The 22,326-nt window shown below is 58.5% G+C and carries 27 protein-coding genes; 19 read left to right on the top strand and 8 right to left on the bottom strand.

The window, feature by feature from the left end; genetic code table 11:
* Positions 1-18: 18 nt before the first annotated feature.
* Both AC2FGB_RS11775 and AC2FGB_RS11770 read left to right on the top strand, forming a co-directional pair.
* Entirely contained in the window at positions 19-282 is a 264-nt protein-coding gene (locus tag AC2FGB_RS11775; RefSeq protein WP_496694514.1) for a hypothetical protein, read from the top strand.
* A 9-nt stretch (positions 283-291) separates the two neighbouring features.
* The gene (locus AC2FGB_RS11770; RefSeq protein WP_496690335.1) at positions 292-795 is read left to right on the top strand and encodes a universal stress protein; all 504 of its coding nucleotides are present in this window, start codon (positions 292-294) and stop codon (positions 793-795) included.
* Positions 796-800: 5 nt separating this feature from the next.
* Here AC2FGB_RS11770 and AC2FGB_RS11765 read toward each other — a convergent pair whose 3' ends face one another.
* Positions 801-1,133 carry an ArsR/SmtB family transcription factor gene (locus AC2FGB_RS11765; protein ID WP_142639170.1) on the bottom strand — a complete coding sequence of 111 codons (333 nt, stop codon included), beginning with the start codon at positions 1,131-1,133 and terminating at the stop codon, positions 801-803.
* Between the two features lie 83 nt (positions 1,134-1,216).
* Between AC2FGB_RS11765 and AC2FGB_RS11760 the strand changes: the two genes are divergently transcribed.
* The 7 genes from AC2FGB_RS11760 (at position 1,217) to AC2FGB_RS11730 (ending at position 5,921) form a co-directional block, all read left to right on the top strand.
* Positions 1,217-2,128, top strand: coding sequence for a DMT family transporter (locus AC2FGB_RS11760; protein ID WP_496694513.1), 912 nt, complete (start codon positions 1,217-1,219; stop codon positions 2,126-2,128).
* 184 nt (positions 2,129-2,312) lie between these two features.
* Positions 2,313-2,645 carry an AtpZ/AtpI family protein gene (locus AC2FGB_RS11755; protein WP_142639174.1) on the top strand — a complete coding sequence of 111 codons (333 nt, stop codon included), beginning with the start codon at positions 2,313-2,315 and terminating at the stop codon, positions 2,643-2,645.
* Between the two features lie 2 nt (positions 2,646-2,647).
* A complete protein-coding gene (locus AC2FGB_RS11750) occupies positions 2,648-3,406 on the top strand; it encodes a F0F1 ATP synthase subunit A (protein WP_142639176.1) in 759 nt (252 codons plus the stop codon).
* Positions 3,407-3,454: 48 nt separating this feature from the next.
* Positions 3,455-3,679: a F0F1 ATP synthase subunit C gene (locus tag AC2FGB_RS11745; RefSeq protein WP_005981269.1), complete on the top strand. Its 225-nt coding sequence runs from the start codon at positions 3,455-3,457 to the stop codon at positions 3,677-3,679.
* Positions 3,680-3,765: 86 nt separating this feature from the next.
* On the top strand, positions 3,766-4,317 hold the full coding sequence (locus tag AC2FGB_RS11740; RefSeq protein WP_271951428.1) for a F0F1 ATP synthase subunit B': 552 nt from the start codon (positions 3,766-3,768) through the stop codon (positions 4,315-4,317).
* Positions 4,318-4,322: 5 nt separating this feature from the next.
* A complete protein-coding gene (locus AC2FGB_RS11735) occupies positions 4,323-4,883 on the top strand; it encodes a F0F1 ATP synthase subunit B (protein WP_271951426.1) in 561 nt (186 codons plus the stop codon).
* 177 nt (positions 4,884-5,060) lie between these two features.
* Positions 5,061-5,921: a glycosyltransferase family 2 protein gene (locus tag AC2FGB_RS11730; RefSeq protein ID WP_496694512.1), complete on the top strand. Its 861-nt coding sequence runs from the start codon at positions 5,061-5,063 to the stop codon at positions 5,919-5,921.
* On the opposite strand, the gene AC2FGB_RS11725 is transcribed toward AC2FGB_RS11730, so the two are convergent.
* Together AC2FGB_RS11725 and AC2FGB_RS11720 are read right to left on the bottom strand one after the other, a co-directional pair.
* Entirely contained in the window at positions 5,918-6,412 is a 495-nt protein-coding gene (locus tag AC2FGB_RS11725) for a metal-dependent hydrolase (protein ID WP_496694511.1), read from the bottom strand. The two genes, AC2FGB_RS11730 and AC2FGB_RS11725, sit on opposite strands and share 4 nt — an antisense overlap.
* Entirely contained in the window at positions 6,412-7,182 is a 771-nt protein-coding gene (locus AC2FGB_RS11720; RefSeq protein WP_496694510.1) for an FCD domain-containing protein, read from the bottom strand. The genes AC2FGB_RS11725 and AC2FGB_RS11720 overlap by 1 nt, the downstream gene beginning before the upstream one ends.
* Positions 7,183-7,332: 150 nt before the next feature.
* On the opposite strand from AC2FGB_RS11720, the gene AC2FGB_RS11715 reads away from it, so the two are divergent.
* The 5 genes from AC2FGB_RS11715 to AC2FGB_RS11695 all read left to right on the top strand — a co-directional run bounded on the left by AC2FGB_RS11715 (position 7,333) and on the right by AC2FGB_RS11695 (position 13,936).
* On the top strand, positions 7,333-8,523 hold the full coding sequence (locus AC2FGB_RS11715; RefSeq protein WP_496694509.1) for an aminotransferase-like domain-containing protein: 1,191 nt from the start codon (positions 7,333-7,335) through the stop codon (positions 8,521-8,523).
* A 44-nt stretch (positions 8,524-8,567) separates the two neighbouring features.
* Positions 8,568-8,975, top strand: coding sequence for a hypothetical protein (locus tag AC2FGB_RS11710; protein WP_281995869.1), 408 nt, complete (start codon positions 8,568-8,570; stop codon positions 8,973-8,975).
* Positions 8,976-9,115: 140 nt separating this feature from the next.
* Positions 9,116-12,571, top strand: coding sequence for a chromosome segregation SMC family protein (locus AC2FGB_RS11705; RefSeq protein WP_496678756.1), 3,456 nt, complete (start codon positions 9,116-9,118; stop codon positions 12,569-12,571).
* Between the two features lie 54 nt (positions 12,572-12,625).
* Complete coding sequence (locus tag AC2FGB_RS11700) at positions 12,626-12,976, top strand: hypothetical protein (RefSeq protein WP_281973514.1); 351 nt, start codon at positions 12,626-12,628, stop codon at positions 12,974-12,976.
* Positions 12,977-13,138: 162 nt separating this feature from the next.
* Positions 13,139-13,936 (top strand): class II glutamine amidotransferase, encoded by a 798-nt coding sequence (locus tag AC2FGB_RS11695; RefSeq protein ID WP_142639195.1) that lies wholly within the window; start codon positions 13,139-13,141, stop codon positions 13,934-13,936.
* A 20-nt stretch (positions 13,937-13,956) separates the two neighbouring features.
* On the opposite strand, the gene AC2FGB_RS11690 is transcribed toward AC2FGB_RS11695, so the two are convergent.
* From AC2FGB_RS11690 to AC2FGB_RS11680, 3 genes are read right to left on the bottom strand one after another with little or no spacing between them, the layout of a single operon-like run.
* Positions 13,957-15,120 (bottom strand): lytic murein transglycosylase, encoded by a 1,164-nt coding sequence (locus tag AC2FGB_RS11690; protein WP_496690329.1) that lies wholly within the window; start codon positions 15,118-15,120, stop codon positions 13,957-13,959.
* A gap of 11 nt (positions 15,121-15,131) precedes the next feature.
* Complete coding sequence (gene cbiB / locus AC2FGB_RS11685; protein ID WP_271951399.1) at positions 15,132-16,052, bottom strand: adenosylcobinamide-phosphate synthase CbiB; 921 nt, start codon at positions 16,050-16,052, stop codon at positions 15,132-15,134.
* On the bottom strand, positions 16,049-17,014 hold the full coding sequence (locus tag AC2FGB_RS11680; protein ID WP_496690327.1) for a threonine-phosphate decarboxylase: 966 nt from the start codon (positions 17,012-17,014) through the stop codon (positions 16,049-16,051). Before AC2FGB_RS11680 ends, cbiB begins: the two co-directional genes overlap by 4 nt.
* A gap of 183 nt (positions 17,015-17,197) precedes the next feature.
* On the opposite strand from AC2FGB_RS11680, the gene AC2FGB_RS11675 reads away from it, so the two are divergent.
* A complete protein-coding gene (locus AC2FGB_RS11675; protein ID WP_281995887.1) occupies positions 17,198-17,560 on the top strand; it encodes a response regulator transcription factor in 363 nt (120 codons plus the stop codon).
* Here AC2FGB_RS11675 and AC2FGB_RS11670 read toward each other — a convergent pair.
* Positions 17,542-18,531: a glutathione S-transferase family protein gene (locus AC2FGB_RS11670; protein ID WP_281995873.1), complete on the bottom strand. Its 990-nt coding sequence runs from the start codon at positions 18,529-18,531 to the stop codon at positions 17,542-17,544. The two genes, AC2FGB_RS11675 and AC2FGB_RS11670, sit on opposite strands and share 19 nt — an antisense overlap.
* 212 nt (positions 18,532-18,743) lie before the next feature.
* On the opposite strand from AC2FGB_RS11670, the gene AC2FGB_RS11665 reads away from it, so the two are divergent.
* Complete coding sequence (locus tag AC2FGB_RS11665) at positions 18,744-19,097, top strand: hypothetical protein (RefSeq protein WP_142639206.1); 354 nt, start codon at positions 18,744-18,746, stop codon at positions 19,095-19,097.
* 35 nt (positions 19,098-19,132) lie between these two features.
* Here the strand turns inward: AC2FGB_RS11665 and AC2FGB_RS11660 are convergent, their stop codons facing one another.
* A complete protein-coding gene (locus AC2FGB_RS11660) occupies positions 19,133-20,305 on the bottom strand; it encodes a MalY/PatB family protein (RefSeq protein WP_281995874.1) in 1,173 nt (390 codons plus the stop codon).
* A gap of 94 nt (positions 20,306-20,399) precedes the next feature.
* On the opposite strand from AC2FGB_RS11660, the gene def (AC2FGB_RS11655) reads away from it, so the two are divergent.
* The 3 genes from def (AC2FGB_RS11655) to fmt are packed head-to-tail and all read left to right on the top strand — an operon-like array spanning position 20,400 to position 22,326.
* On the top strand, positions 20,400-20,918 hold the full coding sequence (gene def / locus AC2FGB_RS11655; protein WP_271951383.1) for a peptide deformylase: 519 nt from the start codon (positions 20,400-20,402) through the stop codon (positions 20,916-20,918).
* Positions 20,915-21,409: a peptide deformylase gene (gene def / locus AC2FGB_RS11650; RefSeq protein WP_496694507.1), complete on the top strand. Its 495-nt coding sequence runs from the start codon at positions 20,915-20,917 to the stop codon at positions 21,407-21,409. The genes def (AC2FGB_RS11655) and def (AC2FGB_RS11650) overlap by 4 nt, the downstream gene beginning before the upstream one ends.
* Before the next feature lie 2 nt (positions 21,410-21,411).
* Complete coding sequence (fmt, locus tag AC2FGB_RS11645) at positions 21,412-22,326, top strand: methionyl-tRNA formyltransferase (RefSeq protein ID WP_496694506.1); 915 nt, start codon at positions 21,412-21,414, stop codon at positions 22,324-22,326.

Here is a 22,326-nt window from a genome sequence, read left to right as displayed (position 1 = left end):
AACGTCCAAGGGGACGACATGAAACCAGTTCTTTCCATAATGATATTGGTGGCTTGCGGCGCCTGTGCCGGGTCATCTGAAACGGATTTACAAGCCAGTTGCGAGACGCTGGTCGCAGCCGAAACTGGAACGCGGCCCGGGGATGTTCGGGCAATGTCCACCGATACCGAACCGGGCGGGTCGGTCACGACGGTTTCCGTTACCGGGGCCCAGGCCCCGTGGTTGTGTCGGGCGGACCCTTCGGGGGTCGTGACCGGTGTTGAATACAGTCAGGAAGGCTAGCCCGTTTCAATGTTTGACCAAGCGGGCGACGGTGTTGAGGCAGATCAAGGCCTGGCACCCTCTGGTTTCTCTATGCTTCAGGCCAAGGAGGAACGTCCCATGTACAGTCATATCATGATCCCGGTTGATCTTCATCTGCCACCCGAGGTGCGCAAGGCCGCCAAAGTTGCAGCAGCTATAGCCGAATGGCAGGGGGCCAAGATTACTTTGGTCAGTGTCACCGGCACCCAACCGGGTGACCCTGTTCAGTCAGATGCTGCGATTGACAAGAACCTACGTGATTTTGCCAAACAGTTGGCTGAAAGCAGCGGGATCGAAGTGGCGTATCGCAATATCCATTCGGTTGATGTCGCCGCCGAAGTTGACGGTGGCCTGACACGGACTGCCGAAGAAATCGAAGCTGACCTTATCGTCGTCGGCACCCATGCGCCGCGTATTACCGACTATATATTCTCGAGCCATGCGGGGTATCTGGCGAAACATGCCAGTGTCTCTGTTTTTGTAGTCAGGTAGGCGGATCATTCCTCGGCTGCGGGCAGTTCAACCTCAAGAAATCGTTCGAACGCGTCCAGATTGACCGGCTCGAACTGCCCGAACCCTTGCATCCAGACGGATGCGGATCGCAGCGCGTCAGGCTCCAGCTTGCACCACTTCACCCGTCCGCGCTTTTCCTGGCTGATCAGACCGGCTCTGGTCAGGATCACCAGGTGTTTTGAAATCGCGGCAAGCGACATCTCGAACGGTTCGGCGACATCCGTCACCGCCATGTCATCCTCCAGCAGCATCGCAAGGATGGCGCGGCGTGTGGGGTCGGCAAGGGCCGCAAAAACGGTATCGAGATCATTGGACATACTCCTTTCCTAAAGCGCAAGAACCGGTTTGACAATTTTCGGTATGAGGTCACTGTGCCCCGGCATGTGTATCGGGGGTTGGGATGTCACTAAAATACTGGCTGGTGATTTGTATTCTTGGCATCGGCTGGGGCATGTCCTTCATGTTTAATGCCATTTTGCTGCGGGAACTTGGGCCGCTTTCGGTGTCGATGGGACGGGTTGCATTTGGGGCGCTGGGGTGCTGGGTCTATGTGATCGGGGCGCAATTGCCAGTCAATCTGACACTGACACGTGCGTTTGGGTTGTTGGGATTTGGTGCGCTCAGCTATGCTGCGCCCTTTGCCTTCTATGCGCTTGGGCAACAGCATATCGCTTCGGGTGTGGCAGGGATCGTCAATGCAACGACACCGGCCTTTGCCGTCATTGTTTCGCATTTCTGGCCCGGAAGTGAACGTGCCACCCTGTTAAAGTCTTTGGGCGTGGTTTGCGGTTTCACCGGCATCGTTGTGCTGTCCCTGCCTGTACTGGGCGGTGGCGCGTCGTCCGAATTTTGGGCGATCCTTCTGACACTTTGCGCACCGATCTGCTATGCGTTCTCAGTCAACATCGCGCGGGCCTTCCGGGATATGCAACCTGTGGTTCTGACCGCCCTTGCATTGACGGGTGCTACGCTGGCCATCACGCCCTTGGCGCTTTGGCAAGAAGGACTACCCCAAATAACCCGGGCCGAGACTTGGGCCTCGCTGGCGATGATCGGGTTTGTGCTGACATCCGCCGCCTTTATCGCGTTCTACTGGTTGCTGCCCAAGGTTGGCCCGACCAATATCTCGACAGTGACATTGATTGCGCCTGTTTCGGCGCTGGTGCTTGGAACATGGGTGCTGGGAGAAACCCTGCGGCCCGAGCATCTGCTGGGAATGGCAGCGATCTTCGCCGGTCTGCTGCTGATCGACGGGCGCGTGATCAGACGTATCTGGCAGGGGGTTTCGGGCAAAGATCAACCAAAAGGTTGAATATGCGGATTCCGTACCTTTGTACCCGCTTCCTGTGGTTCGGGCTGATCACGTCTATGCTGACTCGGAAAAAATGTCTTTAAAAACAATAGAGTAAAGTGCGGCAATTCGGGCTGCCAACGCCGTTGACTCTGCGCTCTCCGCCCCTTAGCACCGTGCCCAAGACTGTACGAGGGAAACGCCCGTGACTGATGATGACCAAAAGCAGCGTATGGCGCAGCTTGAGGCTAAGATCACGGCGGCAAAAAAGGCCAAGTCAAAGCCTGAGGCCCGTGCGGACGCCGATTATTCGGGAGGCGAGCTTGCCTGGCGGATGGTCATCGAAATGGTATCCGGTCTGGGGATCGGATTTGGCATCGGATACGGGCTGGACAGCCTGTTCGGGACAATCCCGATCTTCCTGGTGCTGTTCACATTGCTGGGTCTGGTCGCCGGAGTAAAGGTTATGCTCCGCAGCGCACAACAGGCGCAAGAGAAACAGATGGCCGACAAGGCCGACGAAGACGAGAGGGACTGAACGTGGCAACTGAGACCACCGCAGCAGAAGGCAGCAGCCTGGTTTTCCATCCGATGGATCAGTTCATCGTCAAACCGCTTTTTGGCGACGGTGCGATTGCCTGGTACACGCCCACTAACGTCACTCTGTGGCTGTTTTTCGCAATTCTCGCCGTGATCGGCCTGCTGGTGCTCAGCACGTCCAAGCGCGCCATTGTCCCGACGCGCATGCAGTCGGTGGCCGAACTGGCCTATGGCTTTATCTACAAGATGCTTGAAGACATCTGCGGCAAGGATGGCGTCAAATACTTCCCCTATGTCATGACCCTGTTCATGTTCATCGTGACCGCGAACTTCCTGGGTCTGATCCCGACCTCGTTCACAACTACATCGCATTTCGCCGTGACCATCCCACTGGCGCTGGCCGTGTTCCTGACTGTGACCATTCTGGGTTTTGTCAAGAACGGCGCCGGGTTCCTGGGCCTGTTCTGGGTCTCCAGCGCGCCGCTGGCGCTGCGCCCGATCCTGGCGATCATCGAGCTGATCTCGTATTTCGTGCGCCCGGTCAGCCACTCTATTCGTCTTGCCGGTAACGTCATGGCAGGCCACGCGGTTATCAAGGTTTTCGCAGGCTTTGCCGCGATTGCAGTGATCTCGCCTGTGTCCGTTCTGGCGATCACCGCAATGTACGGTCTTGAGGTCCTAGTGGCCTTTATCCAGGCCTACGTATTCACCATTCTGACCTGTGTATATCTGAAGGATGCACTGCATCCGTCGCACTAAGGTCCGATACCCAAACATCGAAACTTCCAATTCGTAAGGAGAAACATCATGGAAGGCGATCTCGCACACATCGGCGCAGGCCTAGCAGCAATCGGTTCCGGCGCAGCCGCAATCGGGGTGGGCAACGTAGCAGGCAACTTCCTGGCTGGCGCTCTGCGCAACCCTTCGGCGGCTGCTTCGCAGACCGCAACCCTGTTCATCGGTATCGCATTTGCAGAAGCCCTGGGGATCTTTGCATTCCTAGTTTCGCTGCTGCTGATGTTCGCCGTCTAATCTGCGGAACCTGATCCTTACGCGCAGGTGGGCCCAAGCCATAGCGGCCCGCCTGTTGTAAAGACAACGTTCCGACGGAGGACATCATGGCGACAGAACCCGTATACGAAGAGGTGGCTGGCACCTGCGTTGACTCTCATGGGTCGGCGATTGGTATGCCTCAGCTTTGCTTCGATTGGTTCCCCAACCAGATTTTCTGGCTGGTCATCACGCTGGTCGTCATCTTTCTGGTCCTGTCCCGCGTGGCTCTGCCCCGCATCGCGGCAATCCTGGCGGAACGTCAGGGGACCATTACAAATGACCTGGCTGCGGCCGAAGATCTAAAGGCCAAAGCGGTCGAGGCTGAAGAGGCCTATAACAAGGCGCTGGCCGATGCCCGTTCTGAGGCACAGCGTATCGCTGCCGAAGCACGCGCCGAAATCCAGTCTGGTCTGGATGACGCGATTGCCAAGGCAGATGCTGAAATCGCTGCAAAAGCGGCTGAATCGGAAAAGGCTATTGCCGACATCCGTGCAGGTGCGCTGGAAAGCATTCAAATCGTTGCCAAGGATACGGCAGTAGAACTGGTTACCGCTCTGGGTGGCGAGGCTGATGCCAAAACCATCAACGGTGCGGTTGACGCGCAGACAAAAGGATAAGTGACATGCGGAACACTCTTGCCCTTATCCTGACATTTGCTGCCGCCAGCCCCGCGCTGGCCGCAAGTGGCCCGTTTTTCTCGCTTGGCAACACCGACTTTGTGGTTCTGCTGGGCTTCATCGTTTTCATCGCAGTCCTGTTCTACTTCAAGGTCCCGGGCATGATCGGTGGAGCGCTGGATAAGCGTGCCGAAGGCATCAAGTCCGAACTGGACGAAGCTCGCGCCCTGCATGAAGAAGCGCGTAGCCTGCTTGCCTCGTACGAGCGCAAGCAACGCGAGGTTCAGGGTCAGGCGGATGCCATCGTGGCCGCCGCAAAGGAAGATGCGGTTCTGGCAGCTGAGCAAGCCAAGGTCGATCTGGAGAAATCCATCGCGCGCCGTCTGGCGACCGCGCAGGACCAGATTGCATCGGCTGAAGCGTCGGCTGTCAAGGAAGTCCGCGATCAGGCCATCACCGTTGCTATTTCTGCAGCCAATGCTGTGCTGGCCAAGCAGATGACCGCCACGCAGGCCAACAAGCTGATCGACGCATCCATTGCGGATGTGAACGAAAAGCTTCACTAAGACAATTCCGGCCCGGCAGCACATCTGCCGGGTCCGGACATTGGGCTGCGAATCTCGCACCCCGCTTCCCGATTTGACCGGGGACCGATTGTCTGCGTTACATATTCGGAAACACTCCAACCAATTTTGCGCCCGTGCGACGGCATATGCCGAAACCGGGCTGGATAAGAGCCCTTTATGACCGAATTGCCGACGATCAGTGTCGTTATTCCCAACCTGAACTGCGTCGATTTCATCGAACGGACAATCCTCTCTGTGCTTGAGCAGGAATATCCTAAGCTGGACCTGATCCTGACGGACGGCGGTAGCACCGATGGTTCGATGGAGGTGGTCGAAAAGTACCGCGATGCGTTTTCACATATCATCTCGGGCCCGGATACCGGGCAGGCCAACGCTGTAAACAAAGGCTTTGCAGTGGCCACGGGCGACGTAATGGGTTGGATCAATTCGGACGATGTTCTTATTCCCGGCGGCCTTGCCACGGTAGGATCGCTGTTTGCGTTGAACAAAAACATGAACTGGATGACTGGGCGGGTCACGTGCATTGACGAGGAAGACAATGTCCTGACTGTACGGCGCCCAAAGCCTGTTTCACGGGTAAGACTGCTTGCCGGGGATTATCAGTGGGTTCAGCAGGAATCGACCTATTGGCGGCGTGACCTATGGGATCAGGTCGGGGGCCAACTGAACGAGAACCTCAAGCTTGCCGTCGACGGAGAGTTATGGCTGCGGTTTTCGCGACATACCGATTTGGTGCCCGTGCATGCTCAGGTTGGGGCTTTCCGGTTCCGCAAGGGCCAGCGGTCCGAAGCGGCTGAGGCTTACCATGCGGAAATGCTTCAGGCGATTGAGGTCGAGCGTCAGGCGCAGAGCCGGTCGGATGACCTGATCGGGGCGATATTGGACACGCCGTTGGAATTGCGCTCTCGGACCGAAGCTGAAGGGTTGTTTCCGTCGCTGTCCAGTCAGGACCCGAAGGCAATGAAACGGCCAAATTTGTGGGTTCACAGTCTTAAGCGGCGGCTGAACGGAATTTAACCCTCAAGGCCCTGCTGTTTCTTGCGCCTGCTGGTCCACCACACATAGGCCGCCAGGAGAGTGATTGCGATTTCGATCTTGAAGGTCCAATGGCTTAGAAAAGATAAAATCCAATGAGAATGCGTGGCCTGAACAACCACCAGCGGGTGGGTGAATTCGGAAATTGGCCAAGCCCATGCCACTTCGCCAACGATCGAATCCAAGGTCATATGCACCAGACCCCCGGCGCCGAAGGCTGCAGTAATGAGACCTGCGCGCGGGAATCTTAGCCGCAGCAGCAGGCCGAGCGTCAGGATGCCGAGCCAGAGCAGAGGGCGGTGTGTGAGGTATTCGTGATGGTGGTGGCTGCGATTGTCTACGAAATAGAACCACAGCAAATCGATATCCGGGACGATGGAACCAATCATCGCAGCGGCAAACGCAGCTTTATCCAATCCGGGCGTCGCAGTGCGAAAGACCAGATACGCACCAGGTAGGTGCCCAATGAACATCAGTGCTGTCCTGTCTCATGGTCCAGGCGCTGCTGCGCAATGGCTTCGTTCCGCAGGGCTTTCTGGTGGTCTTTCATGCAGATGCGAACAAAGCCCAGATGCTCCTGGACTGCAACGCGCGCCGCCTCAGGGTCGCGAGCCTGCAGCGCTGAATTGATTTCCCGGTGCTGATCCAGAATGGCGTCTCGTGTCGTACGCTGCCGGAACATCATCTGCCGATTGTAGAAGACACCCTGTCGTAGCAGGTCGAACATCGACCGCATCATATGCAGCATGACCACGTTGTGACTGGCTTCAATGATGGCCATGTGGAACTGCGCATCCAGATGGGCCTCTTCCTCGGCCGCATTGCGGGCATGGGCGGCTTCCATCTTGTCAAAGATCGCCTGTACGACCTTCAGGTCGCTTTCCGACCCCAGTCTTGCCGCGCGTTCTGCTGCAAGCCCTTCCATGTCCCGACGGAAGGACAGATAGTCGAAAACCGCCTCGTCATGGCTGCTGAACAACCGGATCAGAGCCGGTGAAAAAGCCGAGCCTAAGACTTCGGCAACATAGATTCCTGACCCCGCCTTGGCTGTCAGCAAACCCTGATGCTGAAGATCAGAAATCGCTTCGCGCAGTGACGGGCGTGAAACGCCCAGACGGTCGGCCAGTTCCCGTTCTGCAGGCAAACGTTCTCCCGGGCGCAGAATCCCGCGCAGAATCAGCAACTCGATTTGTTTGACCACCGCAATGGACAGCTTTTCAGTTTGGATCTTTTGGAAGGGCATGGCGGCGCGTTTTCGAAATTGGTCAATTCATATGACCACGTATCCGGGTCTGGTTCAAGCAGGGGGGTGTAGTTGAATTTAGGTCAGCAATATTGACATTATAAAATTTGCACCTAGGGTGGGTCGCAACAGGGCAGGAGGAGGCCAAGGATGACCCAGAATCTGTTTGCAACGCGCGCGTCCCGGATGAAAGCATCGGAAATTCGCGAGTTGTTGAAACTTCTTGATCAGCCGGGAATCATCTCGTTCGCCGGCGGCATCCCAGACCCAAACCTGTTTCCCACCGAGGCCTTTGCCCAAGCTTGTCAGGCCGCTTTGAATGCTGGGCCGCAGGCGCTGCAATATTCAGTCAGCGAGGGCTATGGTCCATTGCGCGAATGGCTTGTGCAGCATATGCGCGAGATCGGCGTCGATTGTAGTGTCGATAACATCCTGATCACCTCGGGATCGCAACAGGCCTTGGATTATCTGGGCAAGCTCTATTTGTCGCCAGGGGATACTGCGTTGATCGGCTGGCCGACCTATCTGGGGGCGATCAACGCCTTTAATGCCTATGAGCCCCGGTTCGACCGTCTTATGCTTAATGGCAATAGAGGTGCCGCCGAATATTCCGAAGCCGCAGGCGAGGGCGCGGTCAAATTCGCTTATCTGTCGCCTGATTTCGCAAATCCAACCGGTGAAACCGTTGACCTGCGTGGTCGAGAATACCTGCTGGATCTTGCCGATGATCTGAGTATCGCGGTGATCGAGGACGGGGCCTATCAGGCTCTGCGCTATGAAGGAGATGCCATCCCTCCGGTTTTGTCGTTAGAACAGGCGCGAAAAGGGTCGATCGAGGCCTGCCGTACGATCTATTGCGGTAGCTTCTCGAAAACGCTGTCTCCCGGTTTGCGCGTTGGCTGGGTGGTGGCCGCCAAGCCTGTCATCTCGCAACTGGTGTTGGTCAAGCAGGCGGCGGATTTGCATTCGCCCACATTGAACCAGATGGCGGTTGAGCAGGTTGCGCGCACGCATTTTGACACACACATCCCGCTGTTGCGGCAGGCCTATGGTGCCAGGCGTGATGCGATGCTGGAGGCGCTGCAACAGAACATGCCCGATGGTGTTCAGTGGACGCATCCGCACGGGGGCATGTTCATCTGGGTGACTCTGCCTACTGGTATGAACGGGGCAGACCTGCTGGCCCGTGCGCTCGACACAGTGAAACTGGCCTTTGTGCCGGGTCGGGCCTTTTTCGCAGATGGTTCGGGCGCCAATACGATCCGGTTGAGTTTCTCGAACTCGGATGAGGATACGATCCGCGAAGGTATTCGCCGCTTGGGAACAGTACTTAGGGCCTGAGCGAAGGAAAGGTTCTGTTAACCAGTTTTGGCAATGATGCGGATATGATCCGGATTTTGTCTTTTCTGATGCTGGCAGCATGTTCGGCCGGGACCCCTCACTTTCGCGATGTTCAGGTGACGCGTATCGCTGTGAATGGCAGCGTATTTGATGTTCGCGTGCGCGGAGATCTGGCCGAAGCCGTTCGGGTTAATTCGCAATACGCTCCGCGTCTTGGCCCGATCCGCGAACGAGCGGCCATGGCGATGGCTCAGGTCTCGGGATGCCCGATACTGGATGTCCTGGGCGACGCGGCCGTGACCGTTGGCGTTTTGGGTTGTGACCGCGCCATGGGCAAGCGGTTGCTGCTGACGGCGGTTTCAGTCCCGAATTACGAATGCATTGATACCGGGCTGTTTCAAGACCTTGGTAACGGCGACGGCTATCAGGTCTTTGAGTGTACAGCCTACTGAATCGCGCTTTTTCTTGCGGATTTAGGCAAGATGTTGTGGATAAGTGGGCCATATATCCCATATCCTGCGCGACTCCGTTGACTCACCCCCAATCCGTTGCGCAGACTTCGAAGGTATAGGAATCACGGGACCCATTGCCTTTGCGCTTTAGCAAACTCAAACTCACCGGCTTCAAAAGCTTTGTTGATCCGACCGATCTGATTATCGCGGATGGGTTGACCGGTGTTGTGGGCCCTAATGGTTGTGGCAAATCCAATCTGCTGGAAGCTCTGCGTTGGGTGATGGGGGAAAACCGACCCAAATCCATGCGCGGTGGCGCGATGGAAGATGTGATTTTCGCCGGGGCCGCCACGCGGCCGGCCCGCAATTTTGCCGAAGTTGTGCTGACCATGGACAACTCCGAGCGGCTCGCGCCCTCGGGTTTCAATGACAGCGACCAGCTTGAGATTGTCCGCCGCATCACCCGAGATGTCGGCAGCGCCTATAAGACCAATGGCAAGGATGTGCGGGCGCGTGATGTGCAGATGTTGTTCGCCGACGCCTCAACGGGTGCGCATTCTCCGGCGCTGGTCGGACAGAACCGCATTGCCGAACTGATTAACGCCAAACCCCGCTCTCGCCGCCGCATTCTGGAAGAGGCGGCCGGAATTTCGGGCCTCTATCAGCGCCGACACGAGGCTGAGTTGAAGCTGAAGGGTACCGAGGCCAACCTGACCCGTGTGGATGACGTGCTGGAACAACTGGGCGGACAGCTGGCGCAGCTGGCCCGTCAGGCGCGTCAGGCCGCCCGCTATCGCGAAATCGGAGAGCAGCTGCGCCAAGCCGAAGGCATGTTGCTCTATCGTCGCTGGAAAGAGGCCGACATGGCCCGCCAGCAGGCCGAGGAAAAGCTGCGCGAACGCCTGACCGAGGCGTCGCGCGCCGAAGCTGAAGCACGCTCTGCCGTCGCCAATCGGGCCGAAATCGAAGAAACCCTGCCGCCCCTGCGCGAGGAAGAGGCCATTGCCGCCGCCGTCCTGCAGCGCCAACAGGTGCAGCGGGATCAGCTGTCGGATCAGGAAACCCGCGCCCGTCAGACGATTGAAACATTGACTAATCGCATTCAGCAGCTTGGTAACGATATCGAGCGCGAGGCCGGGCTGAACCGCGATGCGGGGCAGATGATCGAACGGCTGGAATGGGAAGCTCGTGAATTGGCCAAAGCTGCCGATGGCCACGACGAAAAAGTCGCCGAGGCCGCCGAGGTCGCGCGCGAAGCGGCCGCTGTCCTGCAAGACCGCGAAGACCACTTGTCACAAGAGACTGAGGATATGGCGCGTCTGGTTGCGCGCCACCAGTCCGGCCAGCGATTGGTCGACGACAGCCGCAAAACGCTGGCCAGGTCGGAAGGTGAAGAGGAAAAGGCCCGCGCAGCGGTGGATGAGGCGAAAACAGCCCTGACCCGCGCCGCCGAGGCATTTGAGGCCGCGCAAGAGGGTGAAGAAGAGGCTCGCGAGGCCTCTGAAGCCGCCGAAGAGGCACTGGCCGCCGCTGACGAGTTACGCAATGAAACCCAGGGCCGCGAGGCCGAGGCCCGTGCGAAAAGATCCGAAGCTGAAGGTGAGCTGGGTGCGATCCGCGCCGAAACCACAGCTCTGGCCAAGCTGGTTGAACGGGATACCGCAGAAGGCGGGCAGGTGCTCGACATGCTGCGTGTGGCTCCGGGTTATGAAAAGGCATTGGGCGCTGCGCTTGCGGATGATCTGAGGGCACCCTTGGTCGAGGGCGACGGGCCATCAGGCTGGGTACCGGTTGCTGGCTATGATGCCGATCAATCGCTGCCCAATGGGGCCGAGCCGCTGGCCTTGCATGTATCCGGTCCTGATCGCCTCAGCCGCCGGATCGCGCAGATCGGTTTGGTTGACGCGGATCAGGGCGCACGCTTGCAAGCCTCGCTTAAACCCGGTCAACGGTTGGTTTCGCGTTCGGGCGATCTGTGGCGGTGGGACGGATTCCGTGCCTGGGCCGAGGATGCGCCAAGTGCGGCCGCCCTGCGGCTTGAACAGCTCAACAAACTTGAGGCACTGAAACAGGAACTGGCCCGGACTGAGGCGCAGGCCGACGGTGCCCGCGCCGCGCACGAGACGCTGTCGCAACAACTGGCCGACGTGACCGAGGCTGACCGCCGCGCCCGCGAGGCACGCCGCGCCGCCGATCAGCGCATGGCTGAAACCGCGCGTCTGCTCAGCAGGGCCGAGGCCGATCGCAATCTGGCGCAGGGCAGGCTGGAAACGCTGGCGCTTGCCGTTGATCGCCACAAAGAGGACGCCATGTCCGCCCGTGCCCAGCTGCGCGAGGCCGAGGGCGCCTTGACCGGTCTGGGCAATCTCGACAATGCCCGCGCGCAGGTCGAAGACATCAAACAGACGGTCGAGGCGGCGCGGATCACGATGCTGACTCACCGCTCGTCCCATGACGAGCTGCGCCGCGAGGGCGAGGCCCGTACCCGCCGTACACAAGAGGTCACCAAGGACCTCAGCGGTTGGCGGCACCGCCTGGACAGCGCCGAAAAGCGAATCTCGGAACTGGCCGAGCGCAAGGAAAGTTCCGAGGAAGAGCTATCCGAAGCGATGGCTGCTCCGGGCGAAATCGCCGAGGCGCGTGAAGAGTTGAACGAATTGATCGAAACTGCCGAAGCCCGCCGGGCCGAGGCCGCCGACAAGTTGGCTGCCGCCGAGGCCCGCCAGCGAGAGATTGTGCTGGCTGAGCGCGAAGCGGAACGTTTGGCTTCGGAGGCGCGCGAAAGCCGCGCCGCCGCTGAGGCGCGCTGTGATGCAGCCAAAGAGGCCGTATCGGCAGCGGCCGAGCGTATCGCTGAGGATCAACAGCTAACCCCGAACCAGTTGCTGAACCAGCTGGATGTGAATCCCGACCAGATGCCAGCTGCTGATGCTCTTGAGGCCGAGGTCAACCGCCACAAACGCCAGCGAGATGCGATGGGCGCGGTAAACCTGCGTGCCGAAGAGGACAGCAAAGATGTTCAGGAAGAATTCGACACGCTGAACGGCGAAAAGGCCGATCTCGAAGAGGCGATCAAAGCGCTGCGCAGCGGCATCTCCAGCCTCAACCGCGAAGGACGCGAACGGCTACTGACCGCGTTTGAACAGGTGAATTCGAACTTCGCCATGTTGTTCAAGCATCTCTTTGGTGGTGGCGAGGCCAATCTGGTCATGGTCGAAAGCGACGACCCGCTGGATGCCGGCCTTGAAATCATGTGCCAGCCGCCGGGCAAGAAATTGTCGACGCTCAGCCTGCTTTCGGGCGGTGAACAGACCCTGACCGCGACGGCCCTGATCTTTGGCGTCTTTCTGGCGAACCCGGCTCCGATCTGTGTTCTGGACGAGGTCGATGCGCCGCTGGATGATGCCAACGTGACCCGGTTCTGCGACCTTCTGGACGAGATGTGCCGCCAGACCGACACACGGTTCCTGATCATCACCCACCACGCGGTGACCATGGCGCGGATGGATCGTCTGTTCGGCGTCACCATGCAAGAACAGGGTGTCAGCCAGCTGGTCTCGGTTGATCTGAAGAAAGCCGAACAGATGGTCGCCTGACCTCTCACTGCAACGTTATGAGCGGTTTCGTAAGAATTGGGTTAGTCTGCTGCCATGACCCGTTTCCTGATCATCGCCCTACTGACTGCTACCCCTTTAGGGGCCGCGGAATGGACGACCAAGCCCGATGACGTCCCCCTGACCCAACAAGAGTTGACGGCGCTGGCGGGTCGGACGCTGACCTTTTATGATGACGGGCAGTCGCGATATTCGGCTGGCGGGGCCTATTCCTATACCTATGCCAGCGGAGAATCTGCGTTCGGAACCTATTCCATCGCGGAGGATGGCAGTATCTGCGTCCAATACAGAAACGGGTTCGGTCGATGTGATCTTTATGTCCTGAGTGCTGGACGCCTGATCCTGATCACGGAAAAGGGAGAGCGTTTCCCAGTACGGCCCGAGTGACATTCAAGAAACCGGGGCATCTGTTGAAAATGATCTGAAAATTTGGATCTTTGGTGGTCATTTAATCGTAATATTTCAAAATTAGATGGGGATCAGGGGCGAATTCTCACCCCGCGTTGTTGTAAGTTCCCGTATCAACAACGGATCAAAAGAGGCGGGTCGATGTGCAGATTTCTGGCTTGGGCGGGTGCGAAACGGTTTCTGGACGAACTTGTCATGGACCAGGAACAGTCGCTGGTGCATCAAAGCAGAAACGCCCTGATTGGCAAAACGCCGATCAACGCGGATGGTTTTGGGTTGGCCTGGTATTCCGGGCGCGAAACGCCGTGTTTTTACAAAGACACCAACCCGGCTTGGTCGGATGCCAACCTGAAACAGTTGACCCATCACACGAAATCGCACCTGTTCCTGGCGCATGTACGTGCCTCAACTGGGACCGCCACGTCGCGGAACAACTGCCATCCTTTTGGCTGTGGTAAGTGGAGCTTTATGCATAACGGGCAGGCAGGTGGCCATGACCGTATCCGCCAACAGCTTGACGGGATGATACCGGGCCACCTGTACGATCATCGCCTTGGCGCAACTGAAAGCGAGGCGATTTTTCTGATCGCCCATGGCGAAGGGTTGGACGCCGAACCCATCGCCGCGATGGAGCGTGCGGTGCACCGTGTCGAAGTGCTTGCCCGCGCCAAAGGAAGCCTACCCCATATGCGCTTTGCCGCCTGCTGGTCCGATGGAGATCGCCTGTTTGCTGCGCGCTATGCCTCGGACCGTTTCGCACCCAGCCTGCATTACAGGCCCTGCGATGATGGGATCATTATCGCGTCTGAGCCGCTGGATGCGAAGAATGGCGATTGGGCCGAGATCCCGGCAAATACCGCCATCGAGACACGCGGCGATAGGCTGCAGATGCATGTGTTTGAGCCGAACGGGCGATCTTTGGACGCCGAAGTCGCCTAGATCGCCGTATCGAAGAGCGACTAGAGCCGGTTCAACAACTCAGCCGTTGGCCAGGCATCCGCAGGCAGGCCTAGTCGTGCTTGCTCTGACTGGACAGCCGCGCGGGTCCCTGCGCCCAGAATCCCGTCGATCTTGCCCACATTATGGCCGCGCGCCTGCAGCTTGCTTTGCAGCTGCTTCATCTGTGCACCAGATAAGCCTTGGGCCGCGTTGCCCGCGTCATAGACCTGTGCCCCTTCAAGCCGGGTGCCGAAATAGGCGGCGGTCAGCACATAGACAAAGCTCTGATTCCATTCGAAATACACATCAAAATTTGGATAGGCCAGAAAGGCAGGCCCGTTATGCCCTTGCGGTAGGATCAGCGAGGCGGGCAGGTTGGTGAGGGACCCGTTGCGTGCCTGAACGCCCATCGCCTGCCAGTCAGAAACCGAACGCGGTTTGCCCGGGCCCGATAGCGACCAATCCATCCGTGCGGGTACGGTGACCTCTTGCAGCCAAGGCTGCCCCGGTTGCCAGCCCAGATGCGACAGCATCTTGGCGCCCGACATAAGCGCATCGGGCGCAGAGGTTTTTAGCGAAACCTTGCCGTCACCATCGCCATCGACCCCGTTTTCCAGAATGTCTCGGGGCAGCATCTGCACCATTCCAATCTCGCCAGCCCAGGCACCTGACGTGCGGGCCGGGTCGAAATTTCCCCGGCTGTACAGCTCAATCGCGGCGAACACCTGAGGCCGGAACAATTCTGGACGACGGCAATCATGCGCCAGCGTCACCAGCGCGTTGCGGGTGTTGAAATCCCCCTGAAACGCCCCGTAATCCGTTTCGAACGCCCAAAATGCCAACAGCACCCCGCGCGAGACACCATATTGTTGCTCGATCCGGTCAAACACCGCGTCGTATTTGCGCGACATGGCCTGACCCCGGTCGATCCGGTTTTGTGAAATCAGGTGTCGCGAAAAATCAATGAACGGTTTCTGGAACACGCCCTGTGCCCGGTCGGCTTTCAATACCGCGTTGTCTTGTTGCACACCTTTGAAGAAGGCATTGACGGTGGATTTGTCAAAGCCTTGCTGAACGGCCTCGGCCTTCAACCCCTTCACGAAGGAATTGAAACCCCCGCCACATTGGGCAAACGCAGGTGAAGCAAACAAGGCGGCGGCAACAAGGCCGGAAAGAAAACGCATGGACAGGTCCGTCAGATTATGAAGCTGACCCCAACCCACACTGACACGAGGCCAAGCGCAAGCCCCCATATCCTCCAAAGCATGTCGCATGCGCGGAAAACCTCTGGCGCGCCGATGTCGCGCGGGGCCTCGCCGTTGACCCAAGCCAGATCCCTGAGCTGCCCGTCATAGCTGCGCGGCCCGGCAAGGGCCACGCTCAGCGCGCGTGCCATTGCCGCCTCGGGCCAGCCAGCGTTGGGAGAGATATGGCGGCGCGCATCGCCCACCATCTGCTCCCATTTCGCCCATTGGTTTGACAAGATGACGATCAATAGAAAGGTCAGTCGTGCCGGGACCAGGTTCAGGACATCGTCCAACCGCGCAGCTGCCCATCCGAAATCGCGGTATTTATCCGTGCGATAGCCGACCATGCTGTCGGCAGTATTGATCGCCTTGTAAACCAGAAGCCCTGGCAGGCCACCCACCAGAAACCAGAAGGCCGGCGCGATGACTCCGTCGCTGAGGTTTTCAGCCGCGCTCTCGATCGCGGATCGGGCGACCTGTGCTTCGGTCATGTCCTTGGTGTCGCGTGACACGATCATGGCGACCTTCGCGCGCCCATCGACCAGCGAGGTCTGCAAACCCTCGCCAACAGCGCGAACATGTTCCACCAGCGATTTTTGTGCCAACAGCACAGCGCAGATGATGGTGCCGATGATCGGGCCAAGCAAAGACAGAAGCCCCCCAAGTCCAGCGGCACCTGCGACCAGCAGCGCGGCAACAGCTATGCCCTTAAGGCGACGGTACGAGTCATGGTTCAGGCGGTCGTCAAGCCACTCGATGAGTTTACCAATCATAACGGCGGGGTGCCGGATGCGCGACCACAGCCAATCCGGCTCGCCCAGTGCCGCATCCAGACACATGGCGCAGACCAAGATAAAGGCGGTGCTCACAGGGCCGCCTCAAGCCGCGCCCAGCCATCTGCCGGTGGCAGGCCAAGGCGCAGATAGGTTTGCGAATAGGGGAATACACGAGTCCAGATATGTGCGCGGGCCAGACGGTCTTGCCAGGCACTGGCGTCGTCGACCTGATAGAGCCGGAACAGGCTGGTGCCGCCGATCAGCTGCGCGCCTTTCTGCGTTACCATCCGATCCATCCGGGCGGCATCGGCCGCCAAAAGCAGGCGGGTCTCGTCAGCCCAGGCCGTGTCGCGCAGCGCTTGCTCTCCGATCCGCAAGGCGGGACCTGAGACCGCCCAAGGCCCGGTCAGATCGTTCAAACGTGCGATCAGATCAGAGCGTGCGATGGCAAATCCCAGCCGTAGCCCCGCCAGCCCCCAAAACTTGCCAAAGCTTTTCAGCACGATAACTCCGGGCCGGTCGGCAAGATGGATCAGCGAGGCATCGGGCGTGACGTCGCAAAAGCTCTCGTCGATAATCGTCAGGGGGGCATCCACATCGCCCACGCTCCAGATGCGCCCATCTGGGTTGTTGGGGTGCACGATCACGCGTGCCTCAACTGGGCCGGAGTTCTGTAGTGTCCAGCCCTGCGCGGCAAAGGCGGCGGCATGTTCGTTATAGGTCGGAGTGGTAATCTGAACTCGGCCGGTTGCAGCCAGCGCAGGAATGCGGGCGATCAGAGCAGATGCGCCGGGCGCAGGCAGGATCTCTGCACCCTCGGGAACTGACCAGAAACTGCGGGCCGCATCGGCCAGCCGTTCAAATGCGCGATGGTCGGGCAATTCCATCCAATCCGATGGGGTGAGCCCGGCAACCTCGTATGGAACCGGATTGATTCCGGTGGACAGGTCGATCCAATCGGTTCGCTTACCGCCATAAACTGACATGGCCCCATCCAGCCCACCGCCATGGTCCCGAGCGGCCCGCGGATTCAAATCTCTATTTTCGCGCGCCATCGGGCCCCTCGCCGGAATCACCAAATTTTGCCTGTTTCAAGCGGATTTCTGCCAGTTTTACAAGCAAATCCGCGTGATCAGGGGCGTGCTCCGTCTCGGTTAACACTTTGTTAATGAATTGGCGTGAACACAAACCTTAGGGGTCGGCACCACTCACCAATATAAGTGCCGAGGTTGTTGATGATGAATGTACTGATTGTTGAGAGTAACCCTGATTTAGGTCGGGTCTGGAAAAGGCATCTTGAGCGACAGGGTGCCGAGGTCACGCTTGTGACCGGGCAAGAGGATGCGATCCTTGCCCTTTATGGTGCCGAATTTGAGATCATCGTGATGGATCTGGTGCTGGAAACCGGTAGCGCCTTGGCCGTGGCTGACTTTGCCAGCTATCGCAGGCCCGAGGCCCGGGTGATCTTCGTGACCAACACCACTTTCTTTTCGGATGGCTCGATCTTTGCCCATAGCCCGAATGCCTGCGCTTATGTGCAAAGCTGCACGCCGCCAGAGGATCTGGCGGCGATGGTTGAGCATTACGCGGCGGGGCGCTGATCGCGCCCATGGGGCTCCAGATAGTTCAGGATCGGGTTCGTCGGGATGATCCGGTGCGGGTTAATGCTCTCATGGCTGTAGTGATAGTGGCGCACGATATGGTTTAAGTTCACGGTCCGCGCGACACCCGGCCACTGGTACAGCTCGCGGGTATAGGCCCACAGGTTGGGATAGTCGATCAGACGCCGCCGGTTGCATTTGAAATGCAGATGGTAGACCGGATCAAACCGGATCAGCGTGGTGAACAACCGCCAGTCGGCCTCGGTGATGCGGTCGCCCATCAGATAGCGGCTGGTGGACAGCCGGTCTTCGAGCCAGTCCAGCGTGTCAAAGAGCGGGCCAACGGCTGCGTCATATGCCGCCTGGCTGGTGGCAAAGCCGGATTTGTAGACCCCGTTATTGATGTCGGAATAGACGCGGGCATTGACCTGTTCGATTTCGTCACGCATCGCCTCGGGCCAGTAATCATCGGTGTTCCCGGTGATCCCGTCAAAGGCCGAGTTGAACATCCGGATGATTTCCGAACTTTCGTTTGAGACGATGGTTTCCTGTTCCTTGTCCCACAGGATCGGAACGGTTACGCGCCCCGAATAGGTCGGGTCAGCCTTGGTATAGATTTGGTGGGTATAGTCCATTCCGTACAGTACGTCGCCCGCCGCCCCGTGTTCGTCGGTTGCAAATGTCCATCCCTTGGTCAGCATGTCTGGGTGTACGACCGAAACCGGGATCAGATCGGACAGCTCTTTCAGTTCGCGGAATATCAGTGTCCTGTGGGCCCAGGGGCAGGCATGGCTGACATAAAGATGGTACCGGTCAGGTTCGGCTTTGAAGCCGCCCGTGCCGGAGGGTCCGGCACTGCCATCAGCGGTCAACCAGTTGCGAAATTGCGCCGCGCTACGCTTGAAGGCGCCGCCTGTGGATTTGGTATCATACCATGTGTCGTGCCATTTGCCGTCGACCAATAGGCCCATGCTTGGATCCTCCGTAATGCGGTTTCCCGGAACATACGCTTTGAAGGGAACCGATCCTATGCGAGCCGCCGCGCATTGTGCCTGCGTTTTCGCACAGGTTGGAATGGGATTTCCGTGCAACAGGTTTGGATTCGACCGCGTTGAGTGATCGGCTTCACTGGATTTTTACAGTCTACGTTCCAAAATAGAGTCCGCTGCGGGGGAGTTTTGATATGAGTACCTATGTTTCCAAAGAAATCAGCGCCGAATTGGATGCTGCGCGAATCGCGAGTCTGAAGAAAACCAGCCGACTTCGTGTCGAATTGGGTGACAATACCTACAAAATTCTCCGATTGTGGAAGGATGGCTTCACCGTAGAGGCCGCGACCACGCCTCGATTGCGCGGTTTGGTCGATATCTACGATGGCGCGCGTCACTTATATCAATGCCTGATCATTGCCGATGAATGTGAGGCAGGCGAAATGCGCTATGAATTCAAGCGCAGCACGGCCGCCTCCGACAAGGCCCCTTTGGATTTCTATCGATCTCCGGACGCGCCCATCGCGCTGCTTGGAAACAAGGACTAGGCATTTGCCCATCGGGTCTGCCGATGGGCATCCCGCTATTGCAGATCGGAAAACGCGTGTTTCAGCCGTTTGCTGGCCTCTTCAACACGCCCGCGTTGCGTCGCAAGATTGAACCGCTCGAATGTCTCTCCGCCCGCACCAAAGCCGGGGCCGGGCGAGGTGGCGATTTTTGCATCCTCGCGCAGACGTCGGGTAAATTCTGCGTGGTCCATTCCGGTGCCCGAGAAATCAATCCAAGCCAAAAAGGTTGCCTGTAGGGGCATTGACCACAGGCCAGGGATTTCTGCGATTGCAGCGTCAAAGATTTTTCGGTTGCTATCAAGATGGGCGATCTGTTCATCCACCCAAGCGGCCCCTTCAGGCGAATAGGCAGCGGTGATCATTGCGACTCCCAATGCGCTGGGATCATAATCCAGTGTCTGGATTCGGCGGCGCATCGCGGCGCGCAGGTCCGGGTCGGGAATGATCATATTCCCCGTCCGTTGACCTGCGATGTTGAAGGTCTTGGACGCTGCAGTCAGTGTCACGGTCCAGGGCCGCGCATCCAGCGCGGCGACATCCATCGGAACAAAGGTCGTGCCGGGATAGACCAGATCGTGGTGAATCTCATCCGATACCAGAATAAGGCTGTTCCGTTCCGCAAATGCCGCGACTGCGCGCAATTCCTCTGGCGTCCAGACCCGGCCCGAGGGGTTCTGAGGCGAGCACCACAAAAGCATCTTCTCGGTTCCGTCCAGCCGCGACTGCGCGTCTTCCAGATCAAGGCCATAGCCGTCGCCGTCGCGCATCAGGGGGCACTCCACTACGCGCCGACCTGACTTGTTCACCTTATGTGCAAACTCATGGTAGACGGGTGTAAAGATGACCACTCCGTCGCCCGGACTGGTCCAGACATCGAGGCAGAGCGCAATCGCATTTCCCAGACCCTGCGACGTCAGAATCCAATCAGAATCGATCTCCCACCCGTGGCGGTTCTTCATCCACCATTGGACGGAATTCAGGTAGTCCGGGTGCATCCAGGAATATCCGAAAACACCGTGATCCGCCGCGTTACGCACAGCGCCGATCACACAAGGCGCCGTAGAATAGTCGGAATCGGCCGTCCACATTGCCAGACTGTCATCCGGCGAAAGGCCATACAGCTTTTCAAGCTTGTCCCATTTCGAACTGTTAGTGCCGCGGCGGTCGATCAGGTCGTTGAATGTCATATCTGCTCCATCTGTCCGGATGAAAGCTAGCCGCATATTCGGCAGGTGCAAGGGGGGCGTTGCGGCTTAGGGCGTGATGGCCTAAATCAACCTCATGAAACGCAATATACTGATCCATCCCGACCCCCGCCTGAAAAAGATCTGCTCTCCCGTAGTGGATCTGACGGACGAATTGCGCCAGCTGGCTGATGACATGCTTGAGACGATGTATGATGCGCCTGGTATCGGGCTGGCAGCGCCTCAGATTGGGATGCTGGACCGGCTGATTGTTATGGACTGTGTCAAGGAAGAGGGCGAGGCACCGCGCCCGCTGATCATGTTCAACCCCGAAGTGGTCGCGTCGTCTGACGAGACGAATGTCTATGAAGAAGGTTGTCTTTCGATCCCCGAACAATTCGCCGAAGTCACGCGCCCAAAGGTCGTGGATGTGGCTTGGATCGATCGTGACGGTAACGCGCAGCGGGAAACATTCGATGGCCTTTGGGCAACCTGTGTCCAGCATGAGATTGACCACCTGAACGGGAAGCTGTTCATCGACTATCTCAAGCCTATGAAACGCCAGATGATCACCCGAAAAATGCAAAAGCTGAAACGCGAGCAGGCGCGCGAATGACCGTTCGTACCTGCCTGCCATGGCCTGATAAGCGCCTGCGGACCAAAGCCGAAGATATCACCGAAATTACTGACGAGGTTCGTGCCATCTGGGATGACATGATCGACACGATGGAGGCGATACCCGGCGTCGGCCTTGCCGCACCGCAGATCGGCGTGATGCTCCGGCTGGCGGTGGTCGATGGCTCGACCGAGAGGGGGCGGGCCGTGCGGCTGGCAAACCCTGAGATCCTGCACAGATCGGTCGAATTGCGCGAGCATGAAGAAGCCAGCCCAAACTTGCCTGGCGTGTCGGCTAAGGTGAAACGTCCCCGGGCTGTGACGGTAAAGTTTCTCAACGAAAAAGGCATCATCGACCGCCGTGACTTTGTCGGGATCGAAGCCACCAGCGTGCAGCACCAGATCGACCATCTAAACGGGCGGATGTATTTCGACAGGCTCAGCAAGGTCAAACGCGACATTCTGCTGCGCAAAGCTAAAAAGCTGGGGTAGGCATGCGGCTGATCTTTATGGGGACACCCGATTTCTCGGTTCCGGTGCTGGACGCGCTGATTGATGCGGGGCATGAGGTTGCCGCCGTCTACTGCCAGCCTCCGCGCCCAGCGGGCAGAGGCAAAAAGGATCGTCCAACCCCCGTTCATGCTCGGGCCGAGGCATTGGGACTGACCGTTCGGCATCCGGTCTCATTGAAATCGGCGGAAGAACAGGACGCCTTTGCCGCGTTGAATGCGGATGTGGCTGTCGTCGTGGCCTATGGCCTGTTGCTGCCCCAACCGATTTTGGATACGCCATCGCAGGGATGTCTGAACATTCATGCAAGCCTGTTGCCGCGTTGGCGCGGGGCCGCTCCGATCCATCGGGCGATCATGGCGGGTGATGCGCAGACCGGTATTTGCATCATGCAGATGGAGGCTGGTCTGGATACCGGGCCAGTCCTGTTGCGGCGGGCCACCGACATTGGTGCGCAGGAGACCACAGGGCAGTTGCATGACCGGCTGTCTGAAATGGGCGCTTCTCTGATCGTCGAGGCACTGTCCAAACTGCCGAACCTGACGCCCGAGCCTCAACCCGACGACGGCGTGACCTATGCCGCCAAGATCGACAAGGCTGAGGCGCGTGTTGACTGGGCCAGACCCGCGGTCGAAATTGACCGTCAGATCCGTGGCCTGTCCCCCTTTCCCGGCGCCTGGACCGAGATGAATGGCGAGCGGATCAAGCTGCTTGGTTCCAAATTAGCTGAGGGGCAGGGTGTTGCAGGAGAGGTTCTTGACGACCAACTGAAGGTTGCCTGTGACGATGACGCGATCGAGCTGCTGCGCTTGCAACGGGCGGGTAAAGGGGCGCAGGATAGGGAAACTTTTCTGCGGGGGTGGCCGATTGCCGTTGGTACCCGCCTGTCATCGGAGTAG

Source organism: Ruegeria sp. CDSC021 (assembly GCF_059610845.1).
The sequence above is the reverse complement of the archived record's forward strand: the minus strand, read 5'-3'. Positions and strand labels throughout refer to the sequence as shown.